General features: G+C 44.1%; 14 protein-coding genes and 1 pseudogene. 8 read left to right on the top strand and 7 right to left on the bottom strand.

The annotated features are described in order from the left end of the window. Positions 1 to 59 precede the first annotated feature (59 nt). The 3 genes from AC0J2X_RS04225 to AC0J2X_RS04215 all read right to left on the bottom strand — a co-directional run bounded on the left by AC0J2X_RS04225 (position 60) and on the right by AC0J2X_RS04215 (position 2,098). Positions 60 to 587 carry a protein-tyrosine phosphatase family protein gene (locus AC0J2X_RS04225; RefSeq protein ID WP_039224611.1) on the bottom strand — a complete coding sequence of 176 codons (528 nt, stop codon included), beginning with the start codon at positions 585 to 587 and terminating at the stop codon, positions 60 to 62. Positions 588 to 633: 46 nt separating this feature from the next. Continuing rightward, positions 634 to 1,308 carry a PAQR family membrane homeostasis protein TrhA gene (trhA, locus tag AC0J2X_RS04220; RefSeq protein ID WP_283626760.1) on the bottom strand — a complete coding sequence of 225 codons (675 nt, stop codon included), beginning with the start codon at positions 1,306 to 1,308 and terminating at the stop codon, positions 634 to 636. A gap of 346 nt (positions 1,309 to 1,654) precedes the next feature. Continuing rightward, positions 1,655 to 2,098, bottom strand: coding sequence for a MarR family winged helix-turn-helix transcriptional regulator (locus AC0J2X_RS04215; protein WP_283626759.1), 444 nt, complete (start codon positions 2,096 to 2,098; stop codon positions 1,655 to 1,657). A 139-nt stretch (positions 2,099 to 2,237) separates the two neighbouring features. On the opposite strand from AC0J2X_RS04215, the gene AC0J2X_RS04210 reads away from it, so the two are divergent. The 3 genes from AC0J2X_RS04210 (at position 2,238) to AC0J2X_RS04200 (ending at position 5,690) form a co-directional block, all read left to right on the top strand. After that, a complete protein-coding gene (locus AC0J2X_RS04210) occupies positions 2,238 to 2,666 on the top strand; it encodes an organic hydroperoxide resistance protein (protein WP_342325953.1) in 429 nt (142 codons plus the stop codon). 220 nt (positions 2,667 to 2,886) lie between these two features. Continuing rightward, positions 2,887 to 4,833 (top strand): M1 family metallopeptidase, encoded by a 1,947-nt coding sequence (locus AC0J2X_RS04205; RefSeq protein ID WP_472995811.1) that lies wholly within the window; start codon positions 2,887 to 2,889, stop codon positions 4,831 to 4,833. Positions 4,834 to 5,153: 320 nt separating this feature from the next. After that, entirely contained in the window at positions 5,154 to 5,690 is a 537-nt protein-coding gene (locus tag AC0J2X_RS04200; protein WP_014975770.1) for a redoxin domain-containing protein, read from the top strand. A 130-nt stretch (positions 5,691 to 5,820) separates the two neighbouring features. On the opposite strand, the gene AC0J2X_RS04195 is transcribed toward AC0J2X_RS04200, so the two are convergent. Continuing rightward, a complete protein-coding gene (locus AC0J2X_RS04195) occupies positions 5,821 to 6,423 on the bottom strand; it encodes a YigZ family protein (protein ID WP_110288437.1) in 603 nt (200 codons plus the stop codon). Between the two features lie 322 nt (positions 6,424 to 6,745). On the opposite strand from AC0J2X_RS04195, the gene AC0J2X_RS04190 reads away from it, so the two are divergent. Continuing rightward, complete coding sequence (locus AC0J2X_RS04190) at positions 6,746 to 7,069, top strand: DUF3718 domain-containing protein (protein WP_014978455.1); 324 nt, start codon at positions 6,746 to 6,748, stop codon at positions 7,067 to 7,069. Positions 7,070 to 7,199: 130 nt separating this feature from the next. Here the strand turns inward: AC0J2X_RS04190 and AC0J2X_RS04185 are convergent, their stop codons facing one another. After that, the gene (locus tag AC0J2X_RS04185) at positions 7,200 to 7,607 is read right to left on the bottom strand and encodes a methyl-accepting chemotaxis protein (protein WP_321825600.1); all 408 of its coding nucleotides are present in this window, start codon (positions 7,605 to 7,607) and stop codon (positions 7,200 to 7,202) included. A 123-nt stretch (positions 7,608 to 7,730) separates the two neighbouring features. After that, positions 7,731 to 8,042, bottom strand: a pseudogene (locus AC0J2X_RS04180) (PAS domain-containing protein); the annotation flags it as partial. A 665-nt stretch (positions 8,043 to 8,707) separates the two neighbouring features. Here AC0J2X_RS04180 and AC0J2X_RS04175 point away from each other — a divergent pair. Then, complete coding sequence (locus AC0J2X_RS04175) at positions 8,708 to 10,000, top strand: TMEM143 family protein (protein ID WP_168533302.1); 1,293 nt, start codon at positions 8,708 to 8,710, stop codon at positions 9,998 to 10,000. Between the two features lie 123 nt (positions 10,001 to 10,123). Here the strand turns inward: AC0J2X_RS04175 and AC0J2X_RS04170 are convergent, their stop codons facing one another. Next, positions 10,124 to 11,041: a LysR family transcriptional regulator gene (locus AC0J2X_RS04170; protein WP_239300045.1), complete on the bottom strand. Its 918-nt coding sequence runs from the start codon at positions 11,039 to 11,041 to the stop codon at positions 10,124 to 10,126. A 238-nt stretch (positions 11,042 to 11,279) separates the two neighbouring features. On the opposite strand from AC0J2X_RS04170, the gene AC0J2X_RS04165 reads away from it, so the two are divergent. The 3 genes from AC0J2X_RS04165 to AC0J2X_RS04155 are packed head-to-tail and all read left to right on the top strand — an operon-like array spanning position 11,280 to position 14,483. Next, the gene (locus tag AC0J2X_RS04165) at positions 11,280 to 12,248 is read left to right on the top strand and encodes an aldo/keto reductase (RefSeq protein WP_039224623.1); all 969 of its coding nucleotides are present in this window, start codon (positions 11,280 to 11,282) and stop codon (positions 12,246 to 12,248) included. Next, on the top strand, positions 12,245 to 12,646 hold the full coding sequence (locus AC0J2X_RS04160; RefSeq protein ID WP_472995810.1) for a GlcG/HbpS family heme-binding protein: 402 nt from the start codon (positions 12,245 to 12,247) through the stop codon (positions 12,644 to 12,646). Before AC0J2X_RS04165 ends, AC0J2X_RS04160 begins: the two co-directional genes overlap by 4 nt. A 19-nt stretch (positions 12,647 to 12,665) precedes the next feature. Beyond that, on the top strand, positions 12,666 to 14,483 hold the full coding sequence (locus tag AC0J2X_RS04155) for an alpha-amylase family glycosyl hydrolase (RefSeq protein ID WP_168533295.1): 1,818 nt from the start codon (positions 12,666 to 12,668) through the stop codon (positions 14,481 to 14,483). The last annotated feature ends 163 nt before the right edge of the window (positions 14,484 to 14,646 follow it).

Genomic DNA, 14,646 nt, shown 5'->3' with positions numbered 1-14,646 from the left:
TAAAACAGCACGCGTGCCTTCGTTAATGAACGTTGATAACGAAGGCGCTTTTTATTGGCCTACATTTTAGGTGCAATATGCCCTAATTCTGCTGCCCATGTGAGTTCAGATCTCTTAAGGTTATTTGCCGCACTAGCGCCAAAGCTGTGCAGCGCATTGTAAGCGCTATTAGATGGAACACGGCAATAGTGGCAAAGTGCATAGAATAAAAGGCTACAGCGATGCTGTGAGCCATCGCAGTGTAAGTATATCTTCGCTCCTTCGGTCAACATTTGAGATAGTTCATGAAGGTATTGATGAAGATGCGTATCCTCAGTAGGCGATTCCGACGATGGGTGTACAAAGGGAACCCATAGCCACTCTAGCCCAGCTGCGACAGAATTGTCGCGTATAACTGGCGCATGTTCTTCACTGGTCTGAACCGTTGCAATATGGGTAACACCCAGTGACTTAAGGCGTTCAAAGTCACTTTCAACGGGCTTTTTACCCAAGCATATTTGTCCTGCGTGTAGTGAAAACCACGCAATACCTGGTGTCAACGTAGTGCTGTTTTCCTTTTTCTCGGCGTCTTGCTTGTTTGTTAGCATAAGTTTTTACATGGTTTTGGCATAGCAGCTTAATTTGGGCCTTTTGTTAAACGACAAAATAATAAATTGAAAAGTAGTGGCAGCTACATCCGCCAATCACGAACATGTGCCAAATTGCATGGGTGTACTTTACCTTTTTTGCCACGTAAAAGCACACGCCTACACTGAAACACAGCCCGCCTGCTACCAATAACCATAGGCCAGCACCGGGAAGGGCGACATAAAGAGGGTAGATAAGACCCAGTGCAATCCATCCCATCAGCAAATAAGTCATCACGGATACCTTTGGGAAACGGTGCTGCGCGACGAGCTTAAACGCCACGCCGCCAATTGCCAAGCTCCAGATAATTGCGGTCATAGTAATACCCAACACGCCACCAATCGAAACCAGTAGCAATGGTGTGTAAGTACCTGCTATCAATAAGTATATTGCGCTGTGGTCAAATAGCTTAAGCCATCCCTTTGCCTTTTGATGGGAAATGGCGTGATAAAGGGTTGAGCTTAAAAACACCAGAATGAGTGTAGAGCCATAAATAGCTGCAGTGGTTAACGCGAGCGTATCTTCCGCTCGATACAACATAAATACTAACCCCACGATAGCAGCAATAAAGCCAACCCCATGACTAATACTGTTCAGCCACTCTTCCAGTACAGAGTAGGCTTTTGCAGGAATGCTTTTTGATTGCGGCACAGCCTGTGTCTGAGTCTGTTCTTGGATCATCACAGCTCCTGTTTTTTTATTTCTAAGAATAATGGGTAGTAAATGTCTTTAAAGCCTGTTGTCGCACTTTCTCGATAAGACATGCGATCATTTCAGCGACTAGCGCTTTCAATTGAAGCGCGCAGTTCAGCATTTTCCCTACTACGTCCACTAGGACAATTATAGCGCACACTTGTTCGCTCAATGCGAAAATAATAACAGAAAACGTCAAAAATCTGATGACAATCAGATTACAAAAAGAGGTTAAAATACCAATACGCATAGATAATTGCCCACTCACAAGGCGCTGGCAAGTTTCCTAGCAATGCTTGGGAATGTAGGGCTGAGTAGTGATTATCTATCCGGACTAGTTTAAATCTGCATTCTCGAAACAGCCGCCTAATTTGTCCAGTAGGACTTTTAACGTACGGCTTTCATCTGCAGTCATGCCATTGAGCTTGCAGAGCATTTGCGCAGGTACGTCTTCTGCTATGGCTTTCTTCTTCTTGCCCGTTTCAGTGAGTTGAACGCGCTTAACGCGTTTGTCGGCTTTATCTTTAGTGACAACTAAAAAGCCTTTGTCTTGTAGCTTTTTGAGAATCAGCGACATAGCACCACCGTCTATGGCCGTTCTCTCCAGAAGCTCGGCAATAGTAATGTCGTCATCTTCCCAAAGCGCCATTAAAGTCACATATTGAGGATAGGTGATATCCAGCGCTTTAAGAAGGGGGCGGTAAGCACGAGTGAATGCATTCGACAGCGTATAAAAACGGTGGCAAAGCTGATTTTCCAACTTTAATAATTCTGACATGACGCTTAACCCTTATCGATACGGCTTTTTCTTAATAATGATATTTTGCATACAAAACACTTGATCTGCAAGTTGGTTTGGTGATAATTTATTTTGCATGCAAAGTAGTTGTTTAAATAAACCTATGAGGAGAGTAACTATGCATAAACTTCAACAAGTCGTTTATACCGGAAGTGCAACAGCAACGGGTGGTCGTGAAGGAACAGCGAAATCAAGTGATGGTAAGCTAGCCCTTAAACTCTCTACACCCAAAGAGTTGGGCGGTGCAGGTGGAGAAGGGACGAACCCTGAACAAATGTTCGCAGCGGGCTATTCGGCGTGCTTTATCGGTGCACTTAAGCATGTGGCTGCATCGCAAAAAATTAAGCTGGCCGATGACATTAGTGTAACTGGCAACGTTGCAATTGGACCTATTGAACAAGGCTTTGCTATTGCAGTAAAACTGACGGTAGATTTGGGCGATATGGACAAAGCACAAGCGCAAGGCTTGGTGGAAACTGCACATCAAGTATGCCCATACTCAAATGCGACCCGCGGTAACATTGAAGTAGATATTAGCCTTGCTTAATTAAACGGCAAACGAGTCAGCGGTTAACGCAGATAGTTAATGCCCTCGTCGGATAGCTACGCCTTCGTCAGATGGCGTAGCTGTCCTGCACTTATTCATGTTAACCCTTACTGCTTTTCGAAATATAGCGCAGTTACAACGCAGCTCTTCGAATTAGAGTCGCCAGTCATATAACAGATTGATACACTGAGATCGTATCAATCATCCTTTAGGAAGTTATATGAAAAAATACGGATTACTGGCTACATTCGTATGCGCGCCTGTTTTGTTCGCATGCAGCGACAACAGCAATGTAGACGCAGCCAAGACAGACAAAGATCAAGCCGTCAGCGTAGGCTCGACTTCAGACACTGAAGCACAAAATGTTGCAGTAGCAAACCAAGCTGACGCGGCTATTGCCTCTGGGGTAGATTATCACTCCTTCGCGAACCCTAATGAGATTCGGGTTACCCATCTCAGTCTAAACCTAACTGCAAACTTTGAGACCAAGCAGCTTGTTGGCGACGTAACGCTTGATGTAAAGCGTGAAAAGCCCGACAACAACACATTGGTGTTAGATACGCGAGCATTAGACATTCAAAGTGTTACCGTAGACGGTGAAAGTGTTCCTTTTGAAATGGGAGAGGTTGACCCTGATTTAGGTACACCTCTTACGATTACGTTACCTAGTTCCGCAAACGCAGTAACGGTTGCGTATTCAACCTCATCTGAAGCGTCTGGCGTACAATGGTTAACGCCAGCGCAAACTGCAGGTAAAAAGCACCCGTTTCTGTTTACCCAAGCGCAAGCGGTTCACGCGCGAAGCTTCATTCCGCTTCAAGACTCACCGCAAGTACGCGTAACCTATGACGCGATCATTAAGACACCTGAAGCGCTGTTGGCGGTGATGAGTGCGTCAAACGATCCTACCACCGAGCGCGATGGTGAATATGAGTTCACCATGCCACAGCCTATCCCTTCGTATCTTATTGCGTTGGCTATAGGTGATTTAGAATTTAAAGCCATGGGTGAGCGTACCGGTGTGTATGCTGAGCCTGCGTTACTTGAAAGTGCAGCGAAAGAATTTGAAGATACAGAGGCGATGTTAGAAGTAACAGAAGAAACCTATGGACCTTACCAATGGGACCGTTACGATCTGCTAATTCTACCACCGTCATTCCCGTTTGGCGGTATGGAGAACCCTCGTTTGTCGTTTATCACCCCAACGGTCATTGCTGGTGATAAAAGCTTGGTTTCATTGATTGCTCATGAATTGGCGCACAGCTGGTCTGGTAACACGGTAACAAACGCTACATGGCGTGATCTGTGGCTAAACGAGGGCTTCACAACCTACTTAACTTACCGAATTATGGAAATGATCTACGGTCACGATCGTTTTAAAAAAGAAGCGGTGCTTGGTTATCAAGACCTGGAGAATGATGTTGCTGCATTAGAGGAAAATGATGAGATCCTGGCTATCGACCTTCGTGGTCGCAATCCGGACGATGTTTTCTCAAATATTCCCTATGAAAAAGGCGCACTGTTCTTACGTGAAATTGAACAAAAGATTGGCCGAGAAAACTTTGATGCTTTCTTAATGCAGTACTTTAAAGACTTTGCTTTTAAGAGCATTACTACCGACACCTTTATTGCTTATTTAGATGATACTTTGTTAAAGCAGTATCCAGATAAGCTAGACGCGGAGCGCATCCAAACGTGGATTTTTGAACCAGGCATTCCCGAGGGAGCGCCACAGCCAGAATCTGATGCGTTCACTAAAATCGATGACACACGAAGCGCTTGGCTTTCTGGCGACGTGAAAGCGGCGGATATTGAAACCGCGCAGTGGACTGTACACGAGTGGCTATATTTTCTAAACAACATGCCTGAATCGCTAAGCAACGCACAGCTGGCTGAGCTAGATTCAGCGTTTTCACTCACCTCGACTAAAAACAACGAAATTGCTCATAGCTGGTTGATGATCGCAGTAGAGAATAACTATCAGCCTGCCTATGATCGTTTGTATAGCTACTTGGTGTCGATAGGGCGCAATAAGCTTGTTAAGCCCCTTTATCGTGAGCTATCAAAAACACCTGAAGGCAAGGCGTTTGCTAAACGCGCATTTGAAGAAGCGAAACCGGGCTATCACCCACTTACTGTGAAAGCTAATGAAGGCTATGTGAACTAAGACTTTATTAGACTCATGCGAACCGGTCTTGATAAGAAGACCTTCGTTTTTGTGATAGCGACAGTAAAGGTCTACGTTTGTAGATTACCGTTACTTGGCTAAAAAATAAAAGCAGCTCAATTGAGCTGCTTTTTTTGTGTCTGTCACTGGTATAGAAAACGCGATAGGAAAAATAATAAAAATTTGAACAATTGTTCAAATAAAAGATCTGAAAGTTGGGTACAACGTATAGAATTTTACTTTGATGTGTATCTGTACAAAGCAGCTTATCGCGATCTTGCTTGTACTTTGAAGGATTAAACCGACTTTAAGGAGTTTTTATGTATACGCAAAAAATGCATCCAGCAACGACATTTCCCGATGTCTCAGCAACCCTATCGACAGGGGAAACGGTGTCGCTTACCAATAAAGAAGAGGGATGTGATTGGAAAATGGTGGTTGTTTATCGCGGTAAACACTGCCCAATATGTACTAAATTCCTGAACAAATTAGAAGATTATAAAGGTCGTCTACGTGAGCTCAATATTGATTTGGTGGCTGTAAGTGGTGACAGCAAAGCACAGCTCGATGAGCATCTAGACGACCTGTCGATTACATTCCCTATTGCTTACGGTCTCTCGCAAGAAGATATGGAAAAACTTGGGCTATACATCTCCAAGCCGCGCTCAGATAAAGAAACCGACCACAATTTTGCTGAACCTGCGCTATTTGTAGTGAATGAAAAAAACGACATTCATATTGCTGAAATAGCAAACGCGCCGTTTGTGCGCCCTGACTTAGAGCAACTCGTATCAGGCTTGGAGTTTATACGTAACCCAGATAACAACTACCCCATTCGAGGCACCTTTAAAGGATAAGGTTAACAGGCACTAGTTATGTGTGATTAAAAGGTAAGGCTCTGGTGGTTTTCAGAGCCTTTTTTATTTACATATAGAAACCGTCAAAAGCTAGTCTTAATTTTATCGCTTGCTTGTTGTTTTCTATTGCTTACTCGTTTTCAACTGACACTGAAAAAGCAATGGGGGCCATCTGCTTTTTAAAGTCTTCCAGTGCATCTAAAGGTAGCTCAACATTTATTACCACACTGCTTCCATAGTTACAGTTCGCAATTTTACCTTGAGCTTGCTCTACCAAATGACGTACAAACTGCTCGTGTTTGAAATCGATGTCTACGCTAAGCGGTTCCAGCTTTATCTCTTGTCTTACCTCAAGAGCATCTACGGCTTGCTGTGCTGCAGCCGAGTAAGCCCTTACCAATCCCCCCGCACCTAATTTAATTCCGCCAAAATAACGCGTGACAATAATCATGATGTCGCCGATATCTTTGTGCTGGAGTACATTTAATATGGGTTTACCGGCAGTGCCGCTAGGCTCGCCGTCATCAGCCATCGCCGCGCTACTTGGCGAGTTAGGGTTGCCAAAAACATAAGCCCAGCAATGATGTCTGGCGTCGGGATACCGTTGTTTCACACTATCTAAAAGCGCCATTGCACTTTCACGAGAATTTGCAAAGCCGGCACAAGCAATGAATTTGCTTTTCTTAATTTCGTACAGGGTTTCAACCTGTTTAGCTGGAACGGGATAAGTCATCAGCGCATTGTAAGCTAAGACAATTTTTTATTTAAGCCAAATAAGGTAAGCAGTGTGTTTTATCGCTTAATAAAACGAAATTTTAGACGACGATAGGCTCAGATAGAACGCAGTGGTCAAAAATACTACTATTTGGCGAATTATCTTGAAAGGTCGTATTTCGTTTACTGTTCTAGCGGGTGCTTATTTCTGGGTTTGTAGTTAAGTTTTTGAATTTTAATAGCTTTATAAAGTTGGCGCAGTGATTGTAATAGTGAATATGAGTGTGGCCAAGGCGTAACACCACAACAACGTAACTTCGTCCCAATAAGGAAATCATGCTATGAAATCACGTATTACTGCTATCGCTATTGTTGCTCTTACCTCTGTGTTCACCGGAAGTGCTTTAGCTTCTGTAGAATTTAAGCCTACCGACGATTCGGTCACCTCTAACCTTTGCGTTGCTGCCGCTACCGGGAACAAGTGGAAGCTACATGAACAAATTAAAGAATCTGCGCTAGATAAAAAGTACGTAGCACAGGACATGACGTGTAACGGACTATCTGTCGCTGCGTTTGTTGATCAATATGGCAAGAACGGGGACAGCATCAAGAAGTACCTGAATATTCAACAGCAGCAGATTGCTAGCGTGGTGCACGCAAAATAACCCCCCCACAATTAAACGGTGCTAGGCTTGTACGTATGCGTACGCGAAAAATCGGCTGTGTGAAAAAGCGGGTTTAAAAAAAAGGGCTGTTGATGATACAACAGCCCTTTTTACTAATTTAACATGACTGCTAGCGTAGAATACCTGATACAGTTTCAGATACATTCAATGCGCCTTTTTGAATTTCATCAATAATGCTTTGCACTTGCGCAATCTGTTGACTATTTTGATCAACACTGTCTTTAACGCCTGCCATTTTCTTCGTGGATTTGTCAGCAAGCTTTCTGTTCTCTGCCACTACACTTTCAATCTCCACAGTCGAATCGCTGGTACGTTGCGCTAGCTGCCTCACTTCATCTGCTACTACAGCAAATCCTCTACCTTGATCGCCTGCACGTGCAGCTTCAATAGCGGCATTTAGTGCTAAAAGGTTGGTTTGCTCAGCAATGCCACTAATCGTTGTCACAATGGTTTCAATTTTTAGCGATTGCTCACTCAGTTCGTGCATAAGTTGATTGGTTTGCTCAACTTCTAACATGGCTGTATTGAAAATCTCAACGCTTCGTTGAAGTGACGAGGCACCTTCATGGGCAATTTGAGACGTCTCTTCTGCCGTTGATACTGCGAGTTCCGCCGCCTGTGCGATTGCATTCTTTTCGTTAATTGCATCGGTAATGTTAGATGCAAATTTAATAACTTTTACTACTCGGCCCGAAGCGTCAAACACGGGGTTGTACGTTGCTTCCAACCACAATGCGTTACCGTGCGCATCTACGCGCTCAAACTGGCCTGAAGAGAAATTACCGCGGGCAAGATTATCCCAAAAATTAGGATTTTCTTGATAAAACTTATCGCGACAGAACATGCGATGGTGTTTACCTTGAATGTCGGCCAAACTGTATTTCACTGTTGCAGTAAAATTCTCATTTGCCGTGATAATTGTTCCATCAGGATGAAACTCAATCACCGCCATCGACTTGTTTAGTGCGTCAGTCACTGCTTTACCGGCAAAATAGGCGTTTTCATGTTCAGTGATATCGTGGTAAATGGCATGAATTTCTGTAACGCCATGCTTATTCACCGCTACGTAGCTTGCCTTAAGCCACTTCGTTTCACCTAACGCCGATTTTCTTGCAACCGTGTCGCTAAAGCTGCCGCCATTGACCAAGTGTTGCCAAAACGATTTGTACTGTGACTCAGGTTCAATACCTTCAACGCGCATTGCCGCATGGGAAAACGACGTTGCGGTTGAATTTGGGTAATCCAAAATGGAAAGTAATACGGGAGAGGCAAATGTGCACTGTCCATCGGTACTATAAATGGCATAGGCCATTGTGTTTTTGAACGCATCCAGCGTACCAAGCAAGCCTTGGCTCTCGTCCCTAAGAGCCGAAATGTCATTATTGTATCGAGAACTTGATACGAACATAACGTCTCCGAAAATTACAAGTATAATTAAGAATTAGTGTAGTCTATGTTAACTATATTTAACATTTATGTCGTTTAGACATTAGGCGAAGCCTATGTCTAAGGCATTATCAATTAGACTTAATTTATTTATAAGTGGTTGTTTTCATTGTTACAGTACGGTAACTATTTCCATCTAACAAGAAACACTCGAACTAATAAGACCACTCGATGCCATTAGAACGCTTTATCCCATTTCGCAAACATGATGTTAGTAGATTGTGTGAAAACGTAATTGTGCAAGAGAGGACTCTTTTTCGTACGTTCTCAACATTGCTCGTTAATCGCATACACTATCAATATCATGAGCAACTTGAGGGTCTGAAAGATAGCTATAACGACTTTGATCCAAACAAAGACACCCGCGATCTTACACCTTCAAGTGAAGCTACGAGAAAGCAAAGCCAAAAGGCGTTTTCGAGTGCGTTTGCCAATCTATTAAACGCAGCCAATTTTGAAAAAGTCACAAACGAAGATTTAGAAGCAGCATTAAACGAAGAATCGCTGTTTAAAGTGCGCCTTGCGGTTAGCTTCGAAGACTTTGAAGATGTGGTGTTTTATCGACGGGGCGAGTCGGTAAAAACTGAAACGCTGCGTACTTTTTTCGGGTTGCGAAAAAAGCAGGTGTCATTTACCAACTACGACAAAGTGGCTGTTTATATCACTTTTAAAGATGAAGCCTACTTCAAAGAGAAAGGGCAAACGCCAGTTACCTTTAAACCTGGTTCCACCATAGTAAAGCTTTTCCAAAACGTACCTAAAGCAGACTTGGAGATGCTGTTTCCCAATAGCGAAGTCAAAATGCGTCCGCTAGATAAGTTGATCATTAGTGCATCGGCGGCAATAGGTGGCACCGTGGTGCTAGTGACTAAGTTAGGCGCGTCGTTACTTCTCATGGCATCTTTTCTGGCCTTTTGGCTTGGCTTTAAAGACGATGAAGTGGAATTGACTAAGCAAAGCCTAATAACTTTTGGTATTGGCATGGGTGTATTCGGCAGCTTTATCTTTAAGGAATGGACAAAGTTTAAAAACAGAAAAATCAGGTTTATGAAAGCCTTGTCTGACAATCTCTATTTTAAAAATTTAGACAATAATGCAGGCGTGTTTCATACGTTAATTGATGCAGCAGAGGAAGAGGACTGCAAAGAAGCTTTGTTGGCTTATACATTTTTGCTGAAATGTAGTGAAGTGTCTGTAGAAGGTGGTGCTGCATTCTGCGCGGTGCGTGCAGAGCGCGAGATTGCCGCTGGTGGAATGACATTAGCAACGCTTGATAGTGTAATAGAAAGTTACTTTTCAGAAGAGCTTGATTGTGCGCTCGATTTCGACGTTACTGACGCTATTAATAAGCTGGTGGACATGGAACTAGTCGAACAATACGGCGATATTTTTGTGGCGCGGGCGCTTAACGATGCTGTGAAGATACTTGATGACTACTGGGATAATATTTATCAGCCTGTTTGATTGACCCTTTAACATCGATAATAGTACGCCAAGAAATAATAAAGCCTAAGCGAAGCTTTCAAGCCTTATTGCTACTCATTACGCACGTGAATAGCGGAAGGTAAGCGCTGACAGTTTGAGTATTTATCCACTAAAATAACCTTCGTGTTGTGCTTGTTTAACTGTGTCTAAAAAGGCTTTTATTCTTAGCGATTGATGGGGGCGCTGTGGGTGCACAACAAACAGCTGACTGCTGCTTTTTATTGGAAGCACACTCGGTGTCGCCCCCGGCTTAATTTCTTCAAAAAGTGCGACCAGTTCACCCGCCTTACTATGCTTTTTCGCCACATAGCTTGGCAGTCTTGCAATGCCGCGGCCTTCCAGCACATGCTGAATGAGCGCCAGATTATCATTAAGTTTTAACCAGCCTTTAACCGCTGTGCGCTTACCGTTTATGAGCCAGTTATCTTGGTCGGGGCCGCAAAAGCACTGGTGCGCATCTAAATCGCTCAACACTTTGGGTGTGCCGGCTTGCTTAAGGTATTGCGGTGCTGCAACTATGGTGTGGCTATAAGTAAATAATGGCTTGGCCACCATATCTTGCGGCGGGTTGTTAGTAGAGCGAAACGCCAAGTCGAAATGACCTCGGTTTAAGTCGTGCCTTTGATAGCTGGTATCTAAATGGAACGAAACATCAGGATGCTGCTGCGAGAAGGAAAAACACAGTTCGCTTAACAAGTAGTGCGCAAACATATTCGGCGCCGTAATGGCGATAATTCCTTCTAGCTGCGTTTGCTCACGTACTAAATTTTGCTCTAGCTCTACCACGCTGCGATTAATCTTCTGTGTATCGGCGTACACTTGTTTACCTTCGTTGGTAAGACTTACTTGGCGTGTTGAGCGCTGCAGCAACTTTACGCCTAACGCAAGTTCAAGCTCCCTTATTTGCTCCGACAGGTAGCCCCTCGATATTTGCATTTTCTCTGCCGCAGCACCAAAGCTTAAGGTTTCTGCTACCGCACTAAACAGCATCAATCGCTCGACTTTTTTATGTGGTTTCATTGGCTTGTTACTTTTTACACGAGATTAAATCGGAGATAAATATTCACAACATGCTCGAAAAACTGCGTCTTGAGCAACGTCACATCAAAAAATGTAGAGTTAGTGATTATATATGGAATACAGCTATTCGCTATAAAGAATAATGATTTCGCTATTGTGCGCTGAAAGGTGGTAACTGCAAGCGTAAACTTGAGCTATCCGAAAGGCCTTTATTAATTCTTTTTTGCGAGCGATGTATATGAAAAACCTTCCTCTAAATCAGTACATTTCACACGCCAGTCAGCTGGTTTATGGCTGTATGGCTATTGGTGGAGAGTGGGACTTTAACCCATTAACCAAAGATCAAACCCAGCATGCGTTTGCGGCGGTCGATGCTGCGCTAGAAGCCGGTATTACCGTGTTCGATCATGCTGATATATACCGAATGGGTAAAGCAGAACAAGCATTTGGTGAAGTGTTAAAAGCACGCCCTAACTTACGGGAAGAGATAGTGCTTCAGTCTAAATGTGGGATTCGTTTTGAAGATGAACACGGGCCCAAACGTTACGATTTTTCGAAAGACTGGATTGTCACTTCTGTTGAAAACACGCTTTCGCGATTAAATACGGAATATCTCGACCTGCTTTTGCTGCACCGCCCAGACCCATTGATGGAAGAAGAGGAGGTTGCCGCTGCATTTGATGCCTTGTTTGATAGCGGTAAGGTTAAGCACTTTGGCGTGTCGAATATGAGCGGCGTACAAATGCAGCATCTTAATCACTATATTAATCAGCCGCTTATTGCGAATCAGGTTGAGATGAGTCTTACTAACTTAGGCTTTGTGGATGAAGGTATTTATGTCGGTAACCCAGATGGGCAGCATGTGAACTTCACAGCGGGCACACTTCAATACGCAAAGCAAAACAACATTCAAATGCAGTCGTGGGGGCCAGCAAGCCAGGGTAAATATACCGGAGCACCCGCCACGCTAACTGCGCAAGAAGAAGCGACTAAAAAACTCGTTGCGACCTTAGCGCAAAAATATGGTGTATCGCCCGACGCAATCGTGTTGGCTTGGTTAATGCGCCACCCCAGCAACATTCAGCCAATTGTTGGTTCGGCAAACCCCAAGCGTATTAAAGCAAGTGCAGAAGCCGTTACAGTGACGCTTACTCGGGAAGACTGGTACGCATTGTACGTAAGTGCAAAAGGGGTGGAGTTACCATGATGGGTTCTATTTCTTTAACGCAAGCTCAATCAATGATTACAGATAGCATTCATTGGGCGCAAGAAAACAATCAACACATTGCTGTCGCTGTCGTAGACAGTGTGGGTGAGCTTATCGCGTTCTCTCGTATGGATGAAACTAGCCCGCAAACCTGTCTACTAGCGCAGAACAAGGCTTATACGGCAGCCAGAGACAGGCAAAAAACCAGTCAGCTTGCTGCGTGGGCAAAAGAAACGAGCAAAACCGTTAACTTTTGGACCGACCCTCGCATCACAGGTATGGCGGGTGGTGTACCTGTAAAAGATAAGGCAGGCAAAGTAGTGGGTGCAATAGGAATTAGCGGTATGGCCGAGTTTGATGACGAAGCGCTAGCTCAAAATATTATTGCTCAGTTTTAACCTACTAAGGAACAGGTTGATGATTAAAAAAACATCTAAAATGACAATGGCCTATACCGCAATATTGCTTGCGTTAACTGCTTGCAGCCCATCTCTTAACAATAGAGACCCTAACAGCGGTGTGACGAACAGTGGCGAGAGCAACAATGCGGCACAGCCACAAAGTAGTTACCTAAAGCGCGACGTGCGCGAAGACGTCTTCTACTTCGTTATGCCAGACAGATTTAACAATGGCGATGTAAGTAACGACAGCGGGGCACCAAAAGGATCGATCTCTCACGGAGGTCTCGACACAACGTCTAAATGGGCGTTTCATGGTGGCGACATGGCGGGCATCGAACAAAAGCTGGATTACCTGAAATCTATGGGGATCACCGCTATCTGGATGACTCCTATTTTGCGTAATAAAGCGGTGCAGAAAGGCGGTTTTGCCCACCATGGATATTGGATAGTCGACTTCACCGAAATTGACCCTCACTTTGGCAGTAACGCCGATTTAAAGCGCTTGATTGACACTGCGCATAAAAAAGATATTAAAGTATTTTTCGATATCATTACTAACCATACGGCAGACGTGATTAAGTATGAAGAGTGCCACAACGCCGACGGTTCGTTTAAAAGTGGACTAGACCAGTGCACTTATCGCAGCTTGCAGGAAGTGAAAGAGCAAGGGACTTACCGTGCTTTTGTTCCAGAAAAAGAGCAGGGTGAGAAATTTCCAGAATGGCTAAACGATCCGCGCTTTTACCACAATCAAGGTGATACAACTTTTGAAGGTGAAAATAGTTTATATGGCGATTTTAATGGGTTAGATGATATCAATACTGAAGACCCTGAAGTGGTTAAAGGGATGATTGATATTTACACCAAGCTTATCAGTGAATTTAAACCAGACGGCTTTAGAATTGATACGGTAAGGCACGTTCAGTTGCCATTTTGGCAAGCATTCTCACCGGCAATTATGGCGCACGCTAAAGCTGAGGGAATTGAGAACTTTCATGTATTTGGTGAAGTGTATGACCCAAACCCTGAAGCGCTAAGTTCATTCACTACCGAGGGTAAACTTCCTGCCGTGCTTGATTTTGGATTTCAAAGTGCGGTGGGAGGCGTGTTCTTTGAAGACAAGCCAGTGTCGACCATTGAAACGCTGATAGCACAAGATCATCTTTACAATGACGAAGACAGCAACGTTAATCAACTGCTTACTTTTTTAGGCAATCACGATATGGGTCGCCCGGGCTTCTTCTTAAATAAGCATTTACCCAATGCGTCTAACGAAGAAAAGCTGCAGCGCAGTATGCTGGCACATGCCATGATGTTTTTCTCTCGCGGCGTACCCGTCGTTTACTATGGCGATGAGCAAGGCTTTAACGGTGATGGTAACGATGTGGATGCCAGAGACGATATGATGCCATCTAAGGTAGCTAGCTATAACGACAATACGTTGTTAGGTACTGAGCAAACCACCAAAAATGACAACTTCAACCCTCAGCACCCGCTGTACAAATCTATTGCAGAGTACGCTGCCATTCGCAAGCAGCAGCCGTTACTTCAATATGGAGTGCAAGAAAATAAGTTCTTTGATGATAAAAAGCAGGTGTTTGCCTTCGCCCGCGTAGCGAATGACACAATGCCAAACGGGGGCCTGGCGCAACAAAATGACGAAGCACTTTTAGTCGTGTTTAACGTGTCAGCCGAGCAGCAAACGGTAACGGTTTCTCAGCAGTATGAAAGCTACTTAGTTGTTTCAGGAGCCGCTAAAATTTCCGCTTCTGACAACGGTGAAACACAGATTACTCTGCCAGCTTTTAGCTTTGGGTTGTTTTCATCAAAATAATATCCTGAGCACCAGACGTTTATTAAAGCGTGTGGTGCCTCTTTTTTTACCTGCTCCCTGTGAACATGCAACACAGACAAACCATTGTCATAAAACCACAAAATCTCTATAGTTGCTGTACGGTGCGTTGATCAACATCGACACTCCATAGCAGCGCCATTGC

Source organism: Alteromonas sp. R7 (assembly GCF_055755235.1).
This window is presented reverse-complemented; position numbering and strand designations above follow the sequence as displayed.

Excerpts from the sequence above, each read along its gene's own strand:
- AC0J2X_RS04225 (WP_039224611.1), bottom strand. The coding sequence starts at position 587 with ATGCTAACAAACAAGCAAGACGCCGAGAAAAAGGAAAACAGCACTACG.
- AC0J2X_RS04185 (WP_321825600.1), bottom strand. The coding sequence starts at position 7,607 with ATGTTAGAAGTTGAGCAAACCAATCAACTTATGCACGAACTGAGTGAG.
- AC0J2X_RS04170 (WP_239300045.1), bottom strand. The coding sequence starts at position 11,041 with ATGAAACCACATAAAAAAGTCGAGCGATTGATGCTGTTTAGTGCGGTA.
- AC0J2X_RS04175 (WP_168533302.1), top strand. The coding sequence starts at position 8,708 with ATGCCATTAGAACGCTTTATCCCATTTCGCAAACATGATGTTAGTAGA.
- AC0J2X_RS04215 (WP_283626759.1), bottom strand. The coding sequence starts at position 2,098 with ATGTCAGAATTATTAAAGTTGGAAAATCAGCTTTGCCACCGTTTTTAT.
- AC0J2X_RS04195 (WP_110288437.1), bottom strand. The coding sequence starts at position 6,423 with ATGACTTATCCCGTTCCAGCTAAACAGGTTGAAACCCTGTACGAAATT.
- AC0J2X_RS04155 (WP_168533295.1), top strand. The coding sequence starts at position 12,666 with ATGATTAAAAAAACATCTAAAATGACAATGGCCTATACCGCAATATTG.
- AC0J2X_RS04160 (WP_472995810.1), top strand. The coding sequence starts at position 12,245 with ATGATGGGTTCTATTTCTTTAACGCAAGCTCAATCAATGATTACAGAT.
- AC0J2X_RS04205 (WP_472995811.1), top strand. The coding sequence starts at position 2,887 with ATGAAAAAATACGGATTACTGGCTACATTCGTATGCGCGCCTGTTTTG.
- AC0J2X_RS04210 (WP_342325953.1), top strand. The coding sequence starts at position 2,238 with ATGCATAAACTTCAACAAGTCGTTTATACCGGAAGTGCAACAGCAACG.
- trhA (WP_283626760.1), bottom strand. The coding sequence starts at position 1,308 with ATGATCCAAGAACAGACTCAGACACAGGCTGTGCCGCAATCAAAAAGC.
- AC0J2X_RS04165 (WP_039224623.1), top strand. The coding sequence starts at position 11,280 with ATGAAAAACCTTCCTCTAAATCAGTACATTTCACACGCCAGTCAGCTG.
- AC0J2X_RS04200 (WP_014975770.1), top strand. The coding sequence starts at position 5,154 with ATGTATACGCAAAAAATGCATCCAGCAACGACATTTCCCGATGTCTCA.
- AC0J2X_RS04190 (WP_014978455.1), top strand. The coding sequence starts at position 6,746 with ATGAAATCACGTATTACTGCTATCGCTATTGTTGCTCTTACCTCTGTG.